This window comes from Sulfitobacter sp. S223 (genome assembly GCF_025143825.1).
Lineage (GTDB): Bacteria > Pseudomonadota > Alphaproteobacteria > Rhodobacterales > Rhodobacteraceae > Sulfitobacter.
In genome coordinates this window covers 1285155-1306533 of record NZ_CP083560.1, presented here as the reverse complement: position 1 = coordinate 1306533, position 21379 = coordinate 1285155, and the positions used below count along the sequence as shown (strand labels likewise).

Sequence of the window (21379 nt, the reverse complement as noted above, 5' to 3'; positions counted from 1 at the left end):
CCCGAAGCCCCGTGGTTTCGGGCAGGTTGCGATATCAGGCATCAATGGGCGTTGCTGCGTTTGTAATGATGCGCGTTACATTGGCGGGGTCGAAAAACTCCATCACCGGCACCGTCTGGGCAAAAACGCCGAAGTAGGCGTCGATGTCATCCTGCTGACCGGGAAGCGACATGAACAGTTGCATTACTTCTTCCGGCACCTCCGGGTCTAGCCGGGCCAGATCGGCGGTGAAGGCGAAATAGGGACCGAACCGCGCATCGCGGGCTTCGCCGAACGCGCTTACTTTCTGATCCAGATCGCTGTCTTTCAGACCAGATGCAATCGCCTCTGCCAACATTTCCGCCTGAATAAAGGCGTTGGAAATGCCCGACGCAGTTACCGGATCCATGTTCAGCCCCGCATCCCCGATCAATGCCCAGCCTTTGCCACCGGCCGTGCGCATAAACGACGGGGTCCCGCCGGTGCGCACCGGAACGGTTTGCGTTGCTGATTTTAGCCGCGCGTGGAAAGTCGGCGACATGGCCTCCAATTCTTTCCAGTAGTGCCCGTCAATGTCGCCGGTCATGGTCTTGGCGTCGGCACCACGGCAGCAGAAACCGGCAACAACCTCACCGTCGTTGGTTGCCCAAGCAAAGCCCATGCGTCCGGGCCGGGAATAGAACTCGACATCGGGGAATTCTGCTCCCTTGAAATACGAAAAGAAGATCTGCTGGCTTTTGTCGTGGTGATTATATGTCTCCGCCTCGGTCAACTCGGCGATGGTGGAATTGATGCCGTCTGCGCCGACTACAATTTTTGCATGCGCTTCTACGGTATCGCCCTGCATGTTGCGATACCGCAGCCCGACGATGCGGTCATCCTCGGTCAGCAGCCCCAGAACCTTGCAGCCATGCTTGAATTCGACGCCTGCGGCCTTCGCTTCTTCAACTAGCAGATTGTCAATGACATGGCGGCGTGGCGCATAGCTGGTACTCATGCCATCTTCATTGGCGCGGACACTACCGCGCAGTTCCAGACCGCCAAGATCGAGTACATAGTTCTGGTGGGAGGGACAGTTTGTCGCTTCGAGCTTGTCCAGCAACCCCCAACGTTTGAGGCACGCAGTACCTGACTGCCATATAAAATGTGTGGAAGTGACCTTGTCGCTCGGGAACTCGGCCGCATCCAGAAGAAGGACCTTCAAATCCTGTCGGCCCAAGAGCATCGCAAGCGAAGCACCGGCACACCGGCCCCCAACTATAATTGCATCAAACATGGTAAAACCTTCCCTTCCTACCTTAAGAAAAAGCCACTTGAACCATTCAAAGCTGGCAGTGTCCTCTACCAGCCCGGTCAGTCGTTACGGTTCAATTCAGCGATCAACTTCGCGATCGTTCTGCTGTGGCCCGAAGATGCCGACCGTTCGAGTTCTGAGCGGCTTTGTTCCAAATTCTGTCGCGAGCTGTGCGCAAGCGCCTGATCACCGTTCGCAACATGTATTCTCAGAATACCCAATTCCGCCTGAGCCTGCCACACAATTGCGTGATCGTGCCGCGCCCGCTCTGCCGATCGCCGATAGGCCGATTCAGCGCCACTTTTGTCATTGATCGCAGGCGAGGCCAGAATGTCGCCCAAAATGCAATAGGCCAGCGGTTCCGGCCAGCGTTCACCGTTTTTGTCAATGATCGCGATTGCATCCTCACAGACAGTCCGCGCCTGTGCGGTGTCATTGGTCCTTAAAAGCGCCTGTGCCTTCAACGCCAGAAAATAAGGGATGGATATGCCTGCGCCAGTGACCTGAAAGTTCTTTATCGCCTGATCAAGTTCTTCAATGTCGGACACGCTGTTCAACTGTCCGGCGGTCAATATCAGATTGCCCAGCCGCGCGGTATAATCAAACCCATGTGTTTCACTGCTCTGGATCGCTGCGGGAACAGTCTTTTGGATATGTGCGAAATCCCCGTTCAAAAGGTCCAGATTTGCAGACCAGACCGAAACCCACAGGCGTGAATACATATGATCGATTTCTTCGGAAAAGGCGCGCGCCCTTGCCCGCATCTCATCGGCTTGTTGAAAATTTCCCAGCATCCAATGGGCCTGACAGCCATGAACATACCAGACCACCATCAGGTCCAAAGAATATGCATCCCGGAGGGGCCCGTGTCTCTCAGCATCGTAGAAGCGTTCGATCTGCGCGCCATGCTCTAACGCGTCCTTCCAGCGCCCTTCGTAGAACGCTGCCTGGAGCAACATGACATGGGCTACAAGCAGGGCATCATCACTGCCACCCTCCTGTGCAATTTCCATGGCCCGCCGCGCTTTGCTTTGGCTTTCGCCGATCTGCCCGTGGACCTGCTGATACACCCATGCCCCCCAAATCACCCAAATACGTTCGGTGACGTTGTCGGTTTCATCAACCAGCTTTAGCGCTTTGGAGTAAGCCTGATCGACTTCGACAGCGCCCCAGCTCTTGGTCTGCATAAAGCCTATGCCCAACATCCCCAAAAGCAGCATTTCAAGATGCTTCGTCTCGCCTGTCGATGGCAAGGTTTCCAGCAAATCAATGCCCTTTTGGAACCGGTCTATTGCCTCGACAGCAGCACTGATGCGCAGTGCGTTGCGGCCCGCGCCCAAAAGGCACTTCGCAGCCGACATGAAATGACCCGCCGCTTCGTGGTGATAGGCCAGCGTTTCGAGCGAGGCAGACTGCCGTTCCATATGTTCGGCCACTCTGGCATGTATCCTCCGGCGCTGGGACTTCAACAGGCTCTCGTAGGCAGCATCACAAACCAGCGCATGGCAAAAGCTGTAGATTGAAGAGCCTGCTTCGGGCGTCGCTACCAGCTCTGCCTCGATCAACTCATTTAATGAATGTTTCATTTCCGCAGGGCTCTGTAATGTGAGGTCCGACAGAATATCAAAATCAAACGTGCGTCCGATACATGCGGCAATCTGCGCCGTCTTCTTCGCGTGTTCCAGACGGTCAAGTCTCGCCATCAGTGAATCATGCAGACTGGACGGGATCGCAAGGCTGCTGATCGGCCCGGTCAGCCGGTATTCAGTGTCGGTCTCTTCAATCTTGTCCGATTCAATGATCATCTTTGTAAGTTCCTGAACAAAGAGAGGTACGCCATCGGTCTTGCGGAATATCTCGTCAAACAACCGATCTGGAAGCCCCTTCCCTTTCGTTAACTCCATGACGATGGCGTGTGCCGATACTTTGTCGAGACGCGTCAGATTTATCTGGTCATCTATTACAGCGCTTAAGGCCGCAGGGGTTCCATCGGACCGGCCCACCATCAGGAAAAAGGTCTTGCGGGCGTCGGGCAAAGACAGGCAGGCGAGCAGCACTTCGATTGTCGTCTGATCTATCCAATGAATGTCTTCAACAATAATGAGGCTCGGGGCCCCGTTCGGTCGCATCAATAGGTAGCTTGTCAAAAGTTCGATTGTTCGCGCGCGCATTTGTTTCGGGGCCATTTCGAGAGCCCCCAGATGCGCATCGAACTTACGCCCAAGCAGGTTGGCAAAGAGCCTGCCGTTGGCCGGGTCTTTCTCCAGTAATTCTGGCAACAGGCTTCTGAGTTTCTCAAAGGCAATCTCGTCAGCGTCTTCCGGAAGAATGCCTGCATCTTTTTCAAGCTGGAAAATGATCGGATACAGCGCCGTTTGCGTATGATGAGGCGAGCAGAACAGCACCGTCCGCGCGTGGTCACCATCGCCGACACGGTCGTAAAACGCATGTACCAGCCTTGATTTACCGATGCCCGGCTCACCTGTTAGGATGACCGCTACGGCCTTCCCGCCTGCGACCTGTGTCCACCCGTGATACAGCCTGTCCATCTCTGCTTTCCTGCCGACAATCGGTGCCTTTTCGGCACCGGTCGTGGCGGCAAAGCGGTCTTCCGCCGTCAGGGGGTCATCAACCAGAAAGGCGCGCAGATCACCAGAAATCCCCTTGAGGTCCGGCAGCGCGATTTCTGTGGTGCGGAAGACCTGACGCACAAGCTGCTGGGTCGTCTGTGCGATCACAATCTGACCGGGTTCAGCAATTGATTGCAGCCGCGCCGCGATGTTGGGCGTTTCTCCGACAACGTCGCGTTCGCGCGCCTCCGCCTCTCCGACAATCTCTCCCACGACGACGATACCCGATGCGATCCCAGTCCGGACCCCTGCAAAATTGCCGCTGGTCGTACTGATAAGAGCTGTCGCCTTGATGATGGCCCTCGCCGCCATGATCGCGCGCTCCGGGTCGTCTTCGTTGGCGGCAGGAAAACCAAAGTAGCAAAGCACACCGTCGCCCATGAATTTAGCGACGTAACCGCCAAAGCGCAGCACCTCACCGGCGACGGCATTCTGGTAGGCGCGGATCAGGTCACGCATCTCTTCGGGGTCAATTTCGCTCGCTATCTGGGTAGAGCCCACCAAGTCAACGAACATCACCGTAAGGTGCCGCCGCTCGGCCTCTGACGCAAAATCCGGCGACGCCTGATGTGTCGTCGATGGGACGGGCTCGCCTTTAAACGCTCGGATACCGCGCATGATCCGCTTGCGGTCACCCAGAGGAATACCAAGATCAGTCAGATCGCTTTCGTTCAGGTCCGGAAGGATATCCAGTCCGATTTCATTGCTCCGGAAGGTCTCGGCATATCGGTTCAAATTCAGTTCGCTGAGCCAAGTAATTATATCCACGATCACAACCCCACCCGTTTCACATACCATAATCACGCCTCGGCAGTGAGGGCAATTCCGCCAAACAAGCAAACACCGGACCCAAAGGCCGCCGCGCAAATTTCGCCATTCGGGGAACAGTGCGACGTCCAGCATCCAGCGCTGATAGAGAACGCTTGGCGTGCCGCCGCTGCCGCGTTCGAACCCGATAATTCGCTTGACCGCGGTAACATGGTTGAACCGGCAGCAGTGGAACTCATCCTCCGGTTCAACCCGCTCATAGAGCTGTCAATAAGTCTCAGGCGCCCGCAGGATTCGAGACACCATAAATTTGGGATAAGCCTTGTGTCATTCGGACATGCGAAAGGGCGCAGCCGGGACTGTTGCATCAATTTGCCTACACCTCTCGGCCGTGAATGCGCAGCATTGGTGCAGGCAGCTTCGAACAGCTTGCCTATGAAGCGAAGTTCGCCGCTAACACCGGTCATTTATTATGAGTTTGGTCGCACTTGATGGTGATGTTGCGCCATTTTCTGTCGAAGTCCGCGTCATACCGATGATTGAGCCCGCCGATGATCAGCCGATAGGTGGTCGCTTTATCGGTGCAGTTTGCAACTGGCCTATGTAGCCAGACACGATAAATATCCTAGTTGATAAAGGCCTTTGCCGCTTTTGCGTCTCGCCACAAGGTCAGGCGGTCAGGCGCCTATCTGGCAGTTGCCGTCAACCGCACGCCACAGTTTGCGTCACTTGCCACTGAAGCCGATGTACGTTTCGTCAATGTGCCATTCGAAACTGTCACGCCACAGATGTTTTTCGATCCGCTTGGTCAGCTCCGGCCCCAACTTTTGCACCCAGCGACAAAAAGTCGAGCGATCAACCGGAATGCATCGCTCGGCCAAAATACCTATAACGTTTTGATAAGTTAAAGGGTAACACAGGCACCAACGTGCGGCACAGAGTATGATGCCATGTGGAAAAAAATGTTTCTTTAGCAGAGACTTGAGCCGCTTCACTGACCCCAAATCCCAAAAATCTGGTCAGATCACACAACTCATGCAGCAGTCCTTCCCCATCACACATTTGGCTCTGGCATTGCAGTTGATCCAAAGCCACCTGTCCTCGATGCGACAAGACACTGCAAGCAGAAGGGGACGCTTTGGCTGAACGACGGATCGTTTATCTGTCTGCGCCCGGAGCATCGCAACCATGTCTGGTCGTACGACTCCGTGCAATACAATATAGAGAGAGCGGCTATGCCCTTCGGACACTGAATATCCTGGATAAACACAGCCGGGAATGTCCGGTGATCCGAGTGAAACGCAAGCTGAACTCGACTGAGGCCATCGCACTGATCGACCAAAAGTCGAACACACACCAACTTTAAATTCCGACCACGCGCGTGGCACTGCTCAAGCGCTCAGTCGCTACTCCATAGGGTTTTCCGTTTCGTTCTCCACACTGCAACAATCCTGCCACCAAGTCGCAATCAGATCCGCACGCGCGCTGCGGTTTTCCGTCCAGATACCATCGCGATCATCCATGAAGCCGAAGTGATGCACGCCAACAATCTCACCCTCTGCATTGAAAACAGGCGACCCCGATGAGCCCCCTGCCGTATCACAGGTATGGGTAAAATCGCTGCCCGGCGCGCGGCCGTCCACGTTGAGCTGGCGCGCGGCGCAATTGATAAAGGAAACCTGCTTGGGCTGCGATCCCGGATGCTGAATGATAAACAATGGGCCCTCGGAAGACGGGCTTGCAGCAGCGATGTCAACCGGCGGAAATTCCGGGCCTAGCGGACGTGTGAGCCGGATCACCGAGATGTCGAAATCAAAGCTCGTTCTTTGCGCATCATAATTGGCGCACCGCAGTTGCGGTCCCATGACAAGGCGGTTCTCAAGATCGAATTCGTAGCCGAAAACAGCGGTCATGCTGCGGCAGGTCTGGTCGCTATTGATGCAATGCTCGTTTGTGGCCAGAAGATCGGGTGCGATCAGAAATCCTGTACAGGTGCGCGCGAACCCACCGTCGATGAAAGACAGGAACGCGATCGGAGCAGAGCGCGCGCGCACCGCCTCTGGCACCTCCTGCGCGTTGATCGGCATGATTTCGTTCTCGCCCCAAGGGGAATAAAGTGTGCCCTTGGTGCGCTGGATAGCCATCTCTTCGATCAGCAGCGCGCCCGCTTCCGGCTTTGTCTTCGATACCAGCGCAATCCGCACCCGCCCGAGCGGCAGCAAGTCCGTCCAGTATCCTTCCTCACCGATCTCAGACAACGGAATATCGAAACTCTGATCAAGCGCCGAGGTCAACCTGACAAAGGCATCATCCGCAAACCCCTGCCCCTCGGTCCGGAGATACAGGCGGATATAATCGCTTCCCTGTCGGCTGATTTCATCTGTCCACAAGACCGGCGGCGTCGCGGACATTTCGGTCGGGCCGATCCGGATGCTGCTGTTCTGCACTTCACCGTCAACAAATGCTTCCAGCACCGGAGCTTCCTGCGCAAAAAGCGGTGACGCGACTATCCATGCCGCCAGAATCCAACCCCGTCTCATTCGTCGAACAGCGGTGAAGTGTAATCCTTGATGTCGGCGAAAGTGAATTCGCTGACGACGAAATCCGTGCCGTGCCGACTGCGTACTTTTACTGGCGAAGACAGCGTATTCACCAGACAGGACGGATAGCGTTCAAGCGCTGAGCTACGATCACCAAGGCTGCCACCGGTCTGGCGGAACACGATATGACGCTCGCGCGCCTCATTAAATACGAGGCGGCGCACGTTCCACCACTTCTGGAACTTCTGGCTGTTGTCGGTCGTGAGACAGGTGAATTCTACGGGGGCCTCAATGACCTGCCCCGCGATCTTTCGTCCATCAAAAAGGACGAACTGCGCATCGCGCAGGTCGATGGCACGCCCTACATTCAGCCGCCCTGCACGGACGTCGCCGCTAAGCCCCGCAAAGAAATCTGCAGTATAGATCAAGCGGTCCTTGACCACTTTCGGAGACAGTTGCGCCCCTGGAAGGCCATCGCCATAGATGAACTCGCCTGCGGCAAAGATTAGCGAAGCCGCGGCAGACACCTGTGGCGCCGCGATGGAGGTTCCTTTACGACGCGCAAAACGGTTGCCCGACACGGTGGACAGCACGTTCTCGGCAATGGCTCCCAGTTCAAAATCCGGGTTGGTATTGGTGCCCTGCGTCGCGGTTCGCCACGGCATCGGATCTTGCAGATCAGCATTCAGGCCGACAACGGTGATGACATTGTCGAGCTGGTTAAGACAGGCAGGTAAAATCCGGCAGCTTTCGGGATCAAGCGCGCGGCCTTCGTTACCCGCCGCGGCGACAAACAGCATCCGGCCGGCCTGCGCAGCCAGCGCTGCCTCGACCTCATCAAAATTACCGAACAGCGGTATGATGCCAAAGCTCATGTTTGCCACCCGCGTATCATCAGGCATATCGCGCTGGACCTGATCAACCAGTCTTTCGATCTGCGTGTCCGCCACGGCGTTCTTGTCGAATTCCATGAAACTAAGGCGCGCAGACGGGTTTAGCCCGACGATGCCTTTGCCATTGCGCTGCGACACGATGAGCCCGCCGCTTGCTGCCGCGTGATCACCGTCACTCAGCGCCAGATCATCTATCGTTGCGCAATCGGTTGGTGGCGGGGTCGCGGGTTCGCCACCGCTTGACGCTTCGAGAACTTCCGGCACATCAAGCACTGTGCCATCCGTGCTGGCAACCTCGGGCCAGTCACAGTGACCCGCTGAAAGTTTGCTGTCGATCACCACCACACCGACTGACCGCTGGTATTCCGCGGGCATATCTTCTTCGGTGCCGTAGGGATGATTGATCAGCTTGAACAAATCCACTTGGTGCGCGTAATAGGCCTCGTCCCCGACACCATATTTTGACACCGAGCCCACGGGCCGCAGGTTCTTGCCCAGCGTGCGCACGGCCCCGTCGTTCGGCGAGAAATTCGCATTGAAATTCTGCCAGTCGGTGGACAGGACGCCCATGTTCACGAAATCAGGGGCGGCTGTGCTGGACTGGGTCATGCCAAGATTGCTGAGCGCACGTCCGATATCAGAGCTGTCGTCGGCCTTGAGGGCTATCGTGGTGGACAGACGCTTTTGCGGAACCGTGACGCGGATACTGCCGCCGGTCGTGCGAATAGTCGGCGGGTTGTAGCGTGTAACAACCGCCTCGCAGCTATCGCCCCACTGGCGGCAATCAAGCCCCTCGGGAGCCTGAAAATCCTTCGGCGTCCAATCGCCAGACACCACGATGCGCGCCAGCACTGTCACGTTATCAAAGCGGTAGTCCGGTATTTTCACCCGATCGCCGATCTGCGTTGTCCAGCGCCCCTGCGTTGCAGCGAAGCCACCGACATGAGCAGCGAGATTGCTCAGCGTCTCTTTGGCCACGGGTCTGCGTGTGCGCGAACAGGCATCTTCGTTGATGTCACACATGAGCGCATCCATTACCTGCGGAAAATGTGATCCCATAAATACGCCCTCATTGCGGAGCAGCGGCTCCACATAAGGTGTCTGGGACAGGGTCACTTCGCGCACGGAAAGGTTCCCTGAGTTATAGAGTGTTGCGTAAAGCGCGCTTAACTCTATAGCCAACTCGGCGTCGGTTTCGCTGGTGGAACGCCATTCCAGTTCGGCCAGCGGTTGTGTGCCCTGCGCGCTGGCGCTTCCAGCTACAGTCAACAAGGTCAGGGCGGTGATACAGGCAAGATGTGTCATGAGCTTTCCTCCTTGGTGGTGTTTCATGGCGCTGTATGGGTGACAGTTATGGAAAACCAGCTTGCGTCGTAGCCGTGCACGGCGACAACAGCGGTGCCGCGCCCTTCAGGCACGTCAAAGGCACAAGTTTCCTCCGCACCGGTCGAGAACGGACGGCAATCGAAATTGGACACCAAGGCCGGACCGTCCAATGTGACGTAGAGGTCAGGATCCCCCGGATTGGGACCTGCGCCAGTCATCACGGCGCTAAACGGGCTGCCGGACTGGACCGGAAAGGACCCGATCATAATGAACGCGTCCTGACCCACATCCATAGGTCCGAAGGTTTCCGTCACCGCGACCCTACCGCCGTGCAGCGGTGTGCAGATCGACGGGTCAATCGCGAAACCAACAGCCGCCCCGTAGATACAGGCGACACCGTTCTTGTCAGTTTCTGTCAGGCGCAATGTCCAGTCGCCCTGCCCGTTACACTGCGGATAATGCATCACCGAGAAAGCGTCATAATCGGTTACCGGCCGCCAGTCGTCATCCTCGAAGCAGGCACCGGCGTCGGGCCGCACATGTTCGTGACGGGCACCTATTACATGTCCCAGTTCGTGGCGAAGAACACCGCGCAGAGTCAGGTTGCCGTTCGGATCAAGCTCGAAAGAGGACGGGTCGATCACCACGCTTCGATCTGGCCGTGGATCATTGGGAAAGAATGCCGCAGCCAAGAATTGTCCGCCCGCATCGACCGGACGCACGTCGAAAAGAACGCGGGAATTGGCGGTATTGCAATCCGCGTTCTCGCCGGGAAGGTAAATGAAATCAAGATCGGCGACAGCTTCCCAAGCAGCGGCAGCTGCCTCCATCTCTACCACGACAGACGTGTGACGCCCGCCGAACGCGTCGCTGACGCAATAGCTCAGCTGGTTCTTGATGTTGTCACCCCAAAGCTGATCGAGACCACCGTTGGTGATTATCGTAAACTCCGGCACATCACCTTCGGGCACGGGCGGCGAACTGACTATGTTGCGCTCGTAAAATTCCCGCAGCAGCTTTTCGTTGCGGATCGGAGTGTCACCGTTAACGTAATATTTACCTGTTTCAGGAACGAAAGGCGTCCGGTCGCGGAATTCCTCAAACGTCAGTTGCTTGACCTCTTCGCGCGCTTTTTCGGCGGCGGATTTCAGCGCCTCACGCGCCTCTTCCTCTGTGGCCTCCTGCGCCAGCGTGGCGAACGGTAAAGCCACAAGAGCCGTTGCAAAGAATACATGCTTCATCATTGAAAATTGCCTCCATGAAATATCGATCCGGTAAAATTCCGGTCTTTAGCTGTTAAAAATCTTCTCGTAGACAGGATGGCCGGAAAAAAACGCCGCCAGCCTGTCGCGTTGCTGCCCGCCGGAAGCCAGCCCTAGATAGCGCGCCGCGTTGCCCCCCATCACCCGTTCGCTTTGCGCCTCATCAAGCGTGAGGTCGCCTAGCGCTGTCTGCACGCCGGCAAGGTACTGCGGATGGCTGGGTACCCGCCCGATCATCGACCAATCCGAGCCGTACATCATCCGGTCAATCATCAACGGCGTACGCCCGATTAGTGCGGACACCCTTTGCATCACGCGCGGTCGCGCTGGCGACTGCGGGTCAACGGCGTCTGTCCAGTAACTGAGATCGAAGTAAAGATTGGGATATACTTCCAGCATCTCTACCAGCGATTCCTCCCAATCCGTTCCGGTCGTCAAAGCCCCGGCGGGCGCGCTTTCGTCGAAACCGCCAAAATGCGCGAGGTTGAGGCGTAAATCCTTCAGCCCCGGGCGGTCCAGCACCGCGCGCCACCCGTCGGGGGCAGCGAAAACACCTGTATTGGGTCCGGCAGCGATGGAATTATTCGCATGCGCCTTGATCGGCACCTCGTTCTCCGCGCACCAGTCATAAAGCTTGAAGAGTTCGGCATCGAGCGCGGCGCCCCCCGCCAGCGGGGTACGCGGCGCCCAGGTGATCTCTACTCGGTCGTTCCCGGCTGGCAGGAAACCCATGGGTGGATAAAGCTTAACACCGGCAAAGCCCTCCTCCAGCACTGCGCGTTTGACGTGCCGCAGCGTGTCGATGGCAGGATCGTCCTCGGCCTCGAGCGCTGCGCGCAAGGGGCAGAAGGGCGCAAAATTCAGGACGAGCGCATCTGGATAATCCTTTGCAATGGCCGAGAACAGCGTGATCAGGTTTTCCAGCGGGGTAACGTCTTCGTTGGTGCTGAACCACGCGCTGAAATCCACCAAAGAGGGTGAAAACATCCTTATGCCCGTGGGCCCGCCATAGAGCCGTCCGAGTTCTGCTAGAATATCCACTCTAGGCCGTGTTAGCAGCCCGGCCCAACGTATCGTCTGAATGAACGGCGAGCGATGACGGTAGCTCCTGTCCTCGCCTTGGGTCAGCGCACCGGCATTGTCGGGCCTAAATATCTGGGCCGCCAGAATGCGGGCCTGATTTTCCGGCGTTTGCAGCGAATTACGCAGCCCCGCCTGCCCGACCTCTGCGGCGATCTGATCAAACACCTGTTCTTCTTCGGTGCGGGTCGTGCGTAGGCCTGCGGTCTGCTGTCCCATGTCGGCGCTGAACGCGGCCAGTCCGGCGGCCACGTTCTGTTCATCGCGCCGCAGCACGTCGGGTTCCGACAGGGGGGCGAAGCCACGCGTGTTCAACGTTTCCAGCTCTTGCGCGGCCCCCGGCGTGCCAGAGAGCATGATCTTGGTCAGCAGCTTGAGAAAGCCTTCGCTGATCGGCATGTCGTCAACCGGTGCGTGCGGGTCGCGCAGAATGACTTGTTGCAGGAACCCGACAATCGGCACGTCGCGCCCGTTGAAGATATGGGCGTGAATGTCGATTGCCGTGCGGGAGACTTCCGGCTGGAAATACTCCCGAATTGATCCGCATCCGGGCAATAGCGAAAGACCGCCAAGCCCGACCCCCTGTTGCATGAGGCGTCTGCGCGTAATCATAGGTTCCTCCTTCTGACGCGATACGCAGGCCGCACTATTCCATCACCAGCGCGAATTGCATCCACTTGGCGATGCTATCGATCGGGCCGCCGTCCGGGGCCCGAAGCGGGCTGTCCTGCGGTGTGAAATCGAGGCTAAGCGCGGAATCCGGATCGGCCAGCAGCGTCCCGATGAAAGTGCTCGCGACGATCCAGCTTCCAAGCTCACCCAAATGGTTGCCACCTGTCGCCTCGGCTTCGGCCAAGCAGTAGAACCACAGCGGCGTACGCTCGAACATTCGCGATTGCGACCCTTCGAGAAACGCCTTCAGGTCTGGCTTGTTGTCCAGCAGGTCCGCGACATTGACGATTGGGTCACTGTTCAAAGCGCCGACAGATTTCAGGTGTGCATGAAGCGCCTGACCGGTCGGCAACCGCAAGCTTAACCCGCGCCTTAGATTGCGCTTTGCCAGATGGCGGAACAGGGCCTTGATGTTGGGATTCGCCTCATCAACAGCTTCATTGTGCAGATCGCCCAAGGGCGGCGCCAGCAAGGTATCGATATTGCGCGCCACACGTGCCGGAAGACCGTCTGAGTCGTCGCCGTCCGCAACCACGAACCGGTTCCAGTCGATGATCCAGTTTTCCGGCAAACGCTGGCCGCCGCGGAATCCGCCCCCGCCTGTAAACCGGAACAGCTCGTCGAACGGCGCCTTTGGTAAAATTGGCGTGCCGCTGGAGCGCCCGAAGTTCTTGTTGTAGTCATAGGCGTCGCGCACCATCGTATGACCGAAGCGGAAGGCGGCAACGGAAAACTCCAACGCCATCGCATTGCCAAGTGTTTCGGCCCCCACCCGCGTCGCGTGGGCGGCGCGAAAATCGAAGAAATGCTGCGCTTTGGCCGCCAGCACCGCATCAACGACGGCCGGATCGCAGATCCCCTTTAGGTAGCCATCCACGATCAACCACTGGTAATGCAGTCGGGTCAGCGCCTGCGCCGCGTGGAAATCGGGTAGCCAGCCAGTCTCATGGGATTCAAGGTAATCGACGACCTTGTTATGGAACCGCAGGAAGCTCAGATGGAACTGCGCAATCACGAGGTTTTCGTCGTTGCGCATATCACCGATGATCGCCCGCTGCGGCAGACCAGCTTCAAACTTGGCGAAATCGTCGGGCGTAAGCTTGTCACGCAGGATATTGAGATAGGCGTCTTTCACCTCTTGCTGGACCTGCTGGAACCGAGGCAGATCGCGATGCGGATCAAGAGCATCCGGCATTGGCCCGATGTTTTCAGCCGTACCGACGCGCATCTTCTCAGGGTGGGTCGGATGCCGCATACCTGAGATGACCGTAACCACATCGGGGGTGATATCCGCACCAACAGGCAAACCGCCGTAGACACTATCAAGATCGAAACGCGGTGTTCGCGCGTTCTTGAGCTTGGTCTCGATCTCGGCAGCGGACATCGTCGGCACTGCTGTGTCAATCTTGGAGATGTCAGTCTCGCGGTCCGTCCGTGCGGTCAGCTCATGGTCGAGAAACTGGCCCCAGTATGTCATCACTGGCGGCAGTGATGAATCGGGTGTGACTTGTGTGTTGGCATTATCTTCTGCGGGCACCATGAGATCGCCCAGCTCGTCGAGCTCGGCTAGCGCATCATCGGAAATATAATCCCCCGGATTTCCGGAGGGCGGGAAAAGATACCCGAAATCTGCCGACTCGTCGACGGCTACATCGCCGGTCGCAGGAACGAGCGCATTTGGCGCTGCCGTGGCTCTGGTTTCGGGTTTAGAAGTACGGTTGGATCCCCCATGGGATTGGACAAAAAGTGTCATGTTAAGGCCTCAAAATAATTTCAAATAAGGCCCCCATGTTAACCCTACGTTAACATTCCACCTATGGTGGTATTCCATACCCCAATATACCCCTGAAATCGCTAAATTAATCGGCCAAACCGAGCCCGATCCATCTGATTTTCATGACGTCCGAGGCCTCGAATCACTGATTCGATCCCGGTCTAATGCAGGCTTTTGGAAGGATGCGCACTGAACAGAAAAACCCGACACTCAGCCCGACTTAAGTGGCTTCATTTTAGAACAGGTTTGCGGCTCAGCAGGGATTTAGTCGGGTTGCTTTTCATGCCGCATTTTGTTTTTGTTCTACGTCGAGGAATGCAGAAAAGTGTTAAAATCATCTTCTCAAACGTTTCTCGCTAATCGTACATAATCGGGTCTACTTCCGTTGGCTGTTTCCATAATGCGTCGGCATACGGAGGAGCGATTGCAAAAGTGGGCCACCCACTTTGCCAAACCCAGACCCGTTGTAGAATTTGTAGACTCTTTTCTAATTGATACGATGATTTGATTTCTCAATGACGTCTGTTTCTTGGGATAGCTTTGGTTTGTTGTTAAGCTGATACAACAGTTCAACCTGGTTGGTGGCACCCGTCTTTGAAAACGTCGAACTTAAGTGTGAACGCACTGTCGCTGGGCTAATTGATAAAACCTTAGCGATCACATGCACGGTCATTCCCTCAGAGAGCAGCGAGCAAATGCGGTATTCGGACCTACTAAGCTGGGCAGGATTTTCCGGATCAAGAACTGAAAAATGGTTTTCCTTTCTCTCCAAAACTCTCGAAAGCTTGCGTTTTTGGTTGATCGCCTTTGAAACAGAAGCAGGCGCCCGCCGGCTCCATTCACGTGTCAATGTACCAATGAGCATAACCAGAAGATTCAGATCATGTTCAGCAGGTTGGTGGTCAAAATGCAGTTCAATGAAGTCGATATAAGTGCGTGTCGTTTCCAGAGGGCTGATAATGCCTTCAAAGATGTTGCCAGCCACTCCGATGCCTTTATCTGCAAGTTGCTCGAAATCGGACGCTTTTGCTTCCGACAACTTCCAAATACTGCCCACTTTGGCGGTTGAAATGAATTCGCCAACGATTTCGTCCGCGTAAGAGCGGAATTGCGTCGGCCAAATCTTGCCTTTTTGCATGTCACTGCGTGCCACAGAATGCGTACTAAAATCTGCCTTTGACATGCGGACAATTGCGACAACTTCGGCTTTTAAAAGCCGCATCAGCCGATCCAGGACATCCGACAGTTCGCCATTACCATTTAATGCGTATGTCCAATCCGACACCAGCCCGAGGCAATCAGTTGCCACCGGATAGTCTGAAAATTTCATCTTAAAAACTCGCTCCCCCACTCGAACAAACTTATTAAAAAACTCGTATCTAAAAAAACCGGCAACAATTCCGTTAGAAAAATAAACGGACAACGGCCCCCACCGTGACGGTAAGGGTGGGAAGAAAAGCGGCTTAGGGCAACAAAATTCCCTTAGGACTGCGGTAAAATTTGGGCAGAACCCAGTGCGCCTTGTAGAAAGCGACACCCGTCATGAGAACCTACACAATTGTAATATAATATAAAACTTCACAAATTTCAGCAAATCACCTTTATAAGCACCCAGAGTACCTATTTTTTCATGATGTCTTAATATTTCCTCATTTCAGTCAAATTGTTCGACCTCCGAATACAATTAGCGATTCGCAGATCCTCAAATAACTCCCTCTCAATTCGCAAATATTTCTATCCTTAGTTGGATTTTCTAAAATTTGGACAATTTTAAGATGCATTCCTTGAACGTTTGACGGATGCGCAGAACGTCCCTTCCGCCGTAACATTAACCAAGCGCTGAAACACCGTCGTCTCAGGCTTAAGCTGCGGAACCAATCCAACGCGATTTTATAAATAGACCTTTAAGGAAAAAACATGACCAAATTTTTGAAAAACTTCGCCAAAGACCAAAGCGGTGCAGCGATCGTTGAATATGGCCTCGCGCTGTTGGTTGTTGCCTCAATCGCTGTGGGTGCGTTCACCTATCTGGGCACGACCACCAACAACAACGTGACTGGTGCTTGCACGGCTCTGGGCAGCGCGACCTGCTAATTTGCGGGCATGCTAGGCATGACCCATACAAAAATACCCTGCGCCGCTTGATGGCGCAGGGACGACGCCAACGGCCGTATTTGACCTGACCCATTTGGGGTGGCGACATTTGAATTATTGAACATTGGAGACAAAGATGCGGATCAAGCCGATCATTACGACGGTTTTCGGAATTGCGATCGCAGCCGGTTCTGTCTTCGTGACAAAAGAACACCTTCTCGTGCAACCCGAAACCGTCAAAGATGCGACAGGGTCAGAGCTTGTCGATATATACATTGCGCGATCGGAAATCGCCTTTGGTCAGACTATCGAAACACACCATGTCACAATTCACCCATGGCCGCGTGCTGCGCTGCCACCAGGTGCATTCACTGAAATCGCACACCTTGTGCCCGCAGATCGTGATCAGCTACGTCGGGCGAAAGGCCGCTTTTATCCCGGCGAGGTCATGATCGCGACCAAAGTCTCGCTTTTCGGTGAGAAGGTCACATTGGTCCAAAAGCTCGGGGAAAACACCCGCGCCATGTCCATTAAGGTTGACGCTGTCACCGCTGTTGGCGGTTTTGTCACGCCCGGTGATTTTGTCGATATTGTTATGACCGAAGGGTCCGGACAGGACATGCGCGCGGTGACGATCTTGCAGGAAATTCGTGTCATCGGTGTCGATCAACAATCCGAAGAACTGAAAGACCAGCCTGAAATCGCGCGTACAATCACTGTTGAGGTGACACCCGAACAAGGCCAACGGTTGGCTTTGGCACAAAAGGCCGGCTCCTTAAGCCTCACGTTGAGATCGCTTGACGGCGTCGAGGACAAGCCGATGGAAATGGTGCGCCTGCGCGACCTGATGCAAGAGGAAGGACCGGCTGAAAAAGCCTTGATCCAACCAACCGTTAATGTGCGGCGTGGCACTGCTTTTGAGGTTGTGACCATCCGGCGACAAATCGATGAGCCTGATCCTTTGGCATTGCCTGAGACAGTCACCCAAACCGAAGTCGCGACTGATACCGAACTTGCCGCCGAACCGGAGAGTAATGGACAAATCAATTCGGCGCCCAGGTCTGTCAACGAACAGGAAATCAAACTAGTTCCTCTTGATCCCCCTCTGATCACTCCGCGGATCCGCCCGATCAACGTCACCCAGACGATCGAGCAGTAAGAGGTTGAAATGTATTTTTGGCCCATCATATCGCGGTTTCTCAAGGATGATGCGGGTACAATCGCCATCCTCTGGGGGTCGTCGCTGGTCGTGTTCCTTGGGTTCCTTGCCATCACGCTTGACGTTGGTCGAATGAACACGACGCACGCCGAACTTCAGTCTTTTGCAGATAACGTGGCCTTGGCCGCTGCAGGAGAACTGGATGGTCGCAACGATGCAATTACCAGAGCAACCAGCGCAGCCGCCAATTTGATCGACGATAGCCATACGTTTGCGAATGGATCAAAAACCCTCTCGGGTTCTGCCGACTACACTTTGACCTTTCACAAAGCACTGCCTGCATCTGATCTGACTCCGCTTGGTGCGGACATCACCACGAATGCCAACCAAGCGAAGTTCGTTCAGGTCGCACTAACGCCAAAGTCCCTGTCGATGAATCTGGCCTCGGGGCTGGACAAAATGTTGGGCGGGACAGGTTTTGATGCTGCTTCTGTAAAAGCAGAGGCCGTCGCAGGCTACTCACAGGCCGCCTGCGATGTTTCACCTTTGATGTTTTGTCTCCCGACGAATTGGGAAAGCACATTGGGTCTAGGTGATCAGGTACTGCTGCGTAGTGGCGGGAAAGATGCGGCTTGGGGCGCAGGTAATTTCGGCTTCATTGACCTAGACGCATTTCAGGATGCATCTGGCGTTTGTGCTGATGAAGGCGGCAACAAATTAGCATGCCTGATTGCGGCACAAAGCTCTGTCACACAGTGCATCTTGACGAATGGCATTACGACCGAACCCGGTCAGAAAGTGGGTATCACAGACGCTGCATTTAACGTGCGGTTCGACATTTTCCGCTCCGTGCTTAACGGTGAAAAGAACAACGCCGATTTTGCCCCCGCCCCAAATGTGATCAAGGGGATTAAACCGAATGGCGGCAGTGCGTGCATTCAGGGCAACGAAGAAGCCACTGGTACTACGATTGCGCTAGGCCGCGACGCTTGCTTGATCTCTGGAAGCTGTGGGGGCAGCAATCGCTTTGGCGACGGCAGCTGGGACCGCGCGGGTTATCTGAACACAAACCACGATCTGGGAGATGGCGTTGCTGATGGGATCGGTTCCGATACGCATCTACCTGCCCTGACGGGCACGGATGTCCAATTTTCGGGCACAAGGTTTGGCATGTATTTACGAGAAATTGCCTACGGCAACAGCAACGCGAACGCGCCAGCCATTCTTGATCCTTCGCTGCCTGAAACAGGGCGCCCCATGTGCTCCAGCCACATGTCTTCTGATCCCGCGCGGCGTGTGGTCACCGCTGCTGGCGTTGACTGCGGGGCCACGGTGATCAGCGGGCGCACAGAGAATGTTCCAGTCACCCGCTTTGTTTCGTTTTTCCTAACAGAGCCAGTGGGGACGAATGCCGACACGCCACCGAGTTTTGATATCTACGGCGAAGTCGTCGGATTTCCGGACGTCGCTGGTGGTGGGGCGGCCGGCTTTGGCGGCATTTACCGTGATGTTGTGCAGTTGTACCGATGAAACAGCTTAAGCACATTCAGCGGTTCCAGCCGCGTTTCGTCAAAAGGTTTGGCGGCGAGGATGATGGTGCCATCATCGTTGAGTTTGGTATCGTCATGCCAATCATGCTCTTGCTGCTGGCTCTTACTGTCGAAGCCTCGCGGCTGATGTGGTCCTATCAGTCTGTGATTGCGGGGGTGCGCGACGCCGGACGCTATATGGCGCGTGTCACCCCGTCTGACATCTGCGCAGGTGGCGGCAGCGTAGCAAGCCTGAGTTCGACGCTCAAAGACATTGTTCAAAAAGATATCAACGGGAACGCATTATTCCCGATAGGCATAACCGTGAACTCGGTCACACCAAGCTATTCCTGCGTGGCAGGCACCTATCGTGTCAGCCCTGCCCCGGTGGCCCAAGTGACCGCCAATGTGACAGTCCAGTTTCCTCTGGGGGGTGTTTTGGCCCTGTTTGGTGAAGGCATTTCTTCGGTCACGACGAATGTCACGGATAAATCAAGGATATTCGGCCAATGATGATCAAGCCATATATTCTTCGCCCCGCAACGCAGGCCTGCCGCAAATTTCTGCGTGATCAGACCGGGGGCGTGTTGGTTGAATTTGCAATTGTCATATCGCTTTTCATGTTCTTGTTCGCGGCGCTGCTGGATTTTGGTCGTCTATCCTATAGCGGCGTAACCGCTCAAAGCGCCGCTCAGATTGCAGCACGCGTCGCTGCCGTCAGGCCTGCAGCATGTGTCGGCGTGCCACAGACCCACCAGCGGGGTGACAATGCCGCAGCCCCTAGATTTGGAACATCGTGCGGAGCGGCGGATGGTGTCTGCGCCAGCGTGGCCACTGTGTCCTGTGCAGGTGTCGCAACCAATGCGACAGCATCGGAAATTTGGGGGCGCATCAATCCGCTTTTGCCTTACGGTGCATCAATCGACGTGCTGCAATTTTCGTATAGGTTCGACCCAAAGCTCGGATTTCTCGGCGGCCCTTACACACCAATGGTTACTGTCGAGCTTGATTTGGATGATTTCCAGTTCGTTTCGCCTTTGGCTGCGCTGGCAAATGCAGCCGGGGCATCTGGCAGCACACTGCCGTCGTCCACAAGCTATTCCAGTTTCAGCGTTTCACTACCAGCAGAAGATCTTGCAGCAGGGGAGTCCGGATAATGGGCCACCACCAACCACGTTCGATTATAATCGTTTCGGAACGCGTCTCATTTTCGCAAGAGATAAGTGGCGTCTTTTCGATGGAGGATAACAACACGATCACCACGGCGAATGAGTCTTTCAAGATGATGAACGGACGAGCCGGCAGTCTGGTGTTTGATCAAGACGTCGTAATATTTGAAGCCGACCCTGACGATGCAGACGAAATTCAGGCGGTCAAGGAGTTGCTGAAGAAGCGTACCAACGGCACCATCTTTCTGGCACTGACCGGAAACGAAGTCTCCATCACGAAGGCGCGCGAACTCAAGAAGATCGGAATTGATGAAGTTTTACCGCTGTCAATTGATAGCGACGGGATCAGGGCGGCTGTTGATGAAAAACTTAGCGCGATGCGCGCGCCTGAGCAAAACTTGTTCAACGGTTCTTCCGCGCTTGGCCAAGTTATTCCCGTCACGCAATCCCGTGGGGGCATCGGGTCCACGACCATTGCCGTGAACCTCGCCAGCACTTTGGTTGGGCGGGACAAAACAATGTTCAAAAAGGCCACTAGAAAATCCGTCGTCCTACTTGATTTGGACCTTCAGTTTGGAAACTCGAATGTATTTTTAGACCTGGAAGATAAGGGCGGCTTCCTGAATATCATCGACTCTGCCGAAAAGGTGGATGAACGCTTTGTCGGCTCGACACTACAGCGCCACGCACTTGGCTTTGACGTACTTTGCGCTCCGGCTCAGGTAGTCCCGCTCCATTCGATGCGTCCTGATCTGGTTCAGGACATCATCGACATCCTGAAAATGAAATATGACTATATCATCATCGACCTTCCGCGCGCCGTCGTGGATTGGGTTGAACCGGTCCTCAAGAGCGCTTCAAAACTGGTCATCGTGACTGACACCAGCGTCCCTTGTGTACGGCAGGCACGTCGTCTCATGGACCTTTACCGCGAAGATAGTGTGGCGTTGCCAGTTGAAGTGGTCGTCAATCGTGAACGCCGGCCCATGCTGAAATCTGAACATGTCAGGGAAGCTGAGAAGGTTCTTGAAACCAAGTTAATCCACTGGCTGCCGGACAACCCAAAGGTGGCCCGCAGCGCCGTAGATCTAGGCCGACCTATCGTCGATATGAAACCAAAATCGGACTTGGGCAAGGCGCTGACGCTTTTGGCCTCTGCACTATCATATTCAGAACAGACCGTTAATCGCAAAAAATAAGGAGGTAGATC

15 protein-coding genes and 1 pseudogene are annotated in these 21379 nt (G+C 55.4%); 8 read left to right on the top strand and 8 right to left on the bottom strand.

The features are described from left to right. Positions 1 to 34: 34 nt before the first annotated feature. Both K3757_RS06290 and K3757_RS06285 read right to left on the bottom strand, forming a co-directional pair. The gene (locus K3757_RS06290; protein ID WP_260000228.1) at positions 35 to 1255 is read right to left on the bottom strand and encodes an NAD(P)/FAD-dependent oxidoreductase; all 1221 of its coding nucleotides are present in this window, start codon (positions 1253 to 1255) and stop codon (positions 35 to 37) included. Positions 1256 to 1332: 77 nt separating this feature from the next. Next, positions 1333 to 4671 (bottom strand): adenylate/guanylate cyclase domain-containing protein, encoded by a 3339-nt coding sequence (locus K3757_RS06285; RefSeq protein ID WP_260000226.1) that lies wholly within the window; start codon positions 4669 to 4671, stop codon positions 1333 to 1335. Between the two features lie 472 nt (positions 4672 to 5143). On the opposite strand from K3757_RS06285, the gene K3757_RS06275 reads away from it, so the two are divergent. Then, positions 5144 to 5278, top strand: a complete 135-nt coding sequence (locus K3757_RS06275) for a hypothetical protein (protein WP_260000224.1) — start codon at positions 5144 to 5146, stop codon at positions 5276 to 5278. Between the two features lie 517 nt (positions 5279 to 5795). Beyond that, a pseudogene (locus K3757_RS06270) lies at positions 5796 to 6010 on the top strand (IS3 family transposase); the annotation flags it as partial. 67 nt (positions 6011 to 6077) lie between these two features. Here the strand turns inward: K3757_RS06270 and K3757_RS06265 are convergent. From K3757_RS06265 to K3757_RS06240, 6 genes are all read right to left on the bottom strand, one after another. Then, complete coding sequence (locus K3757_RS06265; RefSeq protein WP_260000222.1) at positions 6078 to 7145, bottom strand: serine protease; 1068 nt, start codon at positions 7143 to 7145, stop codon at positions 6078 to 6080. Between the two features lie 62 nt (positions 7146 to 7207). Further along, positions 7208 to 9409 (bottom strand): S8 family serine peptidase, encoded by a 2202-nt coding sequence (locus K3757_RS06260; protein WP_260000220.1) that lies wholly within the window; start codon positions 9407 to 9409, stop codon positions 7208 to 7210. Positions 9410 to 9432: 23 nt separating this feature from the next. After that, positions 9433 to 10674, bottom strand: a complete 1242-nt coding sequence (locus tag K3757_RS06255; protein WP_260000218.1) for a matrixin family metalloprotease — start codon at positions 10672 to 10674, stop codon at positions 9433 to 9435. 45 nt (positions 10675 to 10719) lie between these two features. Beyond that, entirely contained in the window at positions 10720 to 12384 is a 1665-nt protein-coding gene (locus K3757_RS06250) for an amidohydrolase family protein (protein ID WP_260000216.1), read from the bottom strand. Positions 12385 to 12418: 34 nt separating this feature from the next. Continuing rightward, positions 12419 to 14197: a heme peroxidase family protein gene (locus tag K3757_RS06245; RefSeq protein ID WP_260000214.1), complete on the bottom strand. Its 1779-nt coding sequence runs from the start codon at positions 14195 to 14197 to the stop codon at positions 12419 to 12421. A 508-nt stretch (positions 14198 to 14705) separates the two neighbouring features. Further along, entirely contained in the window at positions 14706 to 15548 is an 843-nt protein-coding gene (locus K3757_RS06240; protein ID WP_260000212.1) for a LuxR family transcriptional regulator, read from the bottom strand. Positions 15549 to 16135: 587 nt separating this feature from the next. Between K3757_RS06240 and K3757_RS06235 the strand changes: the two genes are divergently transcribed. From K3757_RS06235 to K3757_RS06210, 6 genes are all read left to right on the top strand, one after another. Then, the gene (locus tag K3757_RS06235; protein ID WP_260000210.1) at positions 16136 to 16312 is read left to right on the top strand and encodes a Flp family type IVb pilin; all 177 of its coding nucleotides are present in this window, start codon (positions 16136 to 16138) and stop codon (positions 16310 to 16312) included. 136 nt (positions 16313 to 16448) lie between these two features. Beyond that, a complete protein-coding gene (gene cpaB / locus K3757_RS06230) occupies positions 16449 to 17471 on the top strand; it encodes a Flp pilus assembly protein CpaB (protein ID WP_260000208.1) in 1023 nt (340 codons plus the stop codon). A gap of 9 nt (positions 17472 to 17480) precedes the next feature. Then, the gene (locus K3757_RS06225; protein ID WP_260000206.1) at positions 17481 to 19001 is read left to right on the top strand and encodes a pilus assembly protein TadG-related protein; all 1521 of its coding nucleotides are present in this window, start codon (positions 17481 to 17483) and stop codon (positions 18999 to 19001) included. Further along, positions 18998 to 19513, top strand: a complete 516-nt coding sequence (locus K3757_RS06220) for a TadE/TadG family type IV pilus assembly protein (RefSeq protein WP_260000204.1) — start codon at positions 18998 to 19000, stop codon at positions 19511 to 19513. The genes K3757_RS06225 and K3757_RS06220 overlap by 4 nt, the downstream gene beginning before the upstream one ends. Continuing rightward, a complete protein-coding gene (locus tag K3757_RS06215; RefSeq protein ID WP_260000202.1) occupies positions 19510 to 20157 on the top strand; it encodes a TadE/TadG family type IV pilus assembly protein in 648 nt (215 codons plus the stop codon). Before K3757_RS06220 ends, K3757_RS06215 begins: the two co-directional genes overlap by 4 nt. Further along, positions 20157 to 21368, top strand: a complete 1212-nt coding sequence (locus tag K3757_RS06210; protein ID WP_260000200.1) for an AAA family ATPase — start codon at positions 20157 to 20159, stop codon at positions 21366 to 21368. The genes K3757_RS06215 and K3757_RS06210 overlap by 1 nt, the downstream gene beginning before the upstream one ends. Positions 21369 to 21379 lie beyond the last annotated feature (11 nt).

Coding starts and splice junctions, on each gene's coding strand:
- K3757_RS06275 (WP_260000224.1), top strand. CDS start 5,144: ATGAGTTTGGTCGCACTTGATGGTGATGTTGCGCCATTTTCTGTCGAA.
- K3757_RS06210 (WP_260000200.1), top strand. CDS start 20,157: ATGGGCCACCACCAACCACGTTCGATTATAATCGTTTCGGAACGCGTC.
- K3757_RS06255 (WP_260000218.1), bottom strand. CDS start 10,674: ATGATGAAGCATGTATTCTTTGCAACGGCTCTTGTGGCTTTACCGTTC.
- K3757_RS06290 (WP_260000228.1), bottom strand. CDS start 1,255: ATGTTTGATGCAATTATAGTTGGGGGCCGGTGTGCCGGTGCTTCGCTT.
- K3757_RS06250 (WP_260000216.1), bottom strand. CDS start 12,384: ATGATTACGCGCAGACGCCTCATGCAACAGGGGGTCGGGCTTGGCGGT.
- K3757_RS06215 (WP_260000202.1), top strand. CDS start 19,510: ATGATGATCAAGCCATATATTCTTCGCCCCGCAACGCAGGCCTGCCGC.
- K3757_RS06235 (WP_260000210.1), top strand. CDS start 16,136: ATGACCAAATTTTTGAAAAACTTCGCCAAAGACCAAAGCGGTGCAGCG.
- K3757_RS06240 (WP_260000212.1), bottom strand. CDS start 15,548: ATGAAATTTTCAGACTATCCGGTGGCAACTGATTGCCTCGGGCTGGTG.
- cpaB (WP_260000208.1), top strand. CDS start 16,449: ATGCGGATCAAGCCGATCATTACGACGGTTTTCGGAATTGCGATCGCA.
- K3757_RS06260 (WP_260000220.1), bottom strand. CDS start 9,409: ATGACACATCTTGCCTGTATCACCGCCCTGACCTTGTTGACTGTAGCT.
- K3757_RS06220 (WP_260000204.1), top strand. CDS start 18,998: ATGAAACAGCTTAAGCACATTCAGCGGTTCCAGCCGCGTTTCGTCAAA.
- K3757_RS06245 (WP_260000214.1), bottom strand. CDS start 14,197: ATGACACTTTTTGTCCAATCCCATGGGGGATCCAACCGTACTTCTAAA.
- K3757_RS06225 (WP_260000206.1), top strand. CDS start 17,481: ATGTATTTTTGGCCCATCATATCGCGGTTTCTCAAGGATGATGCGGGT.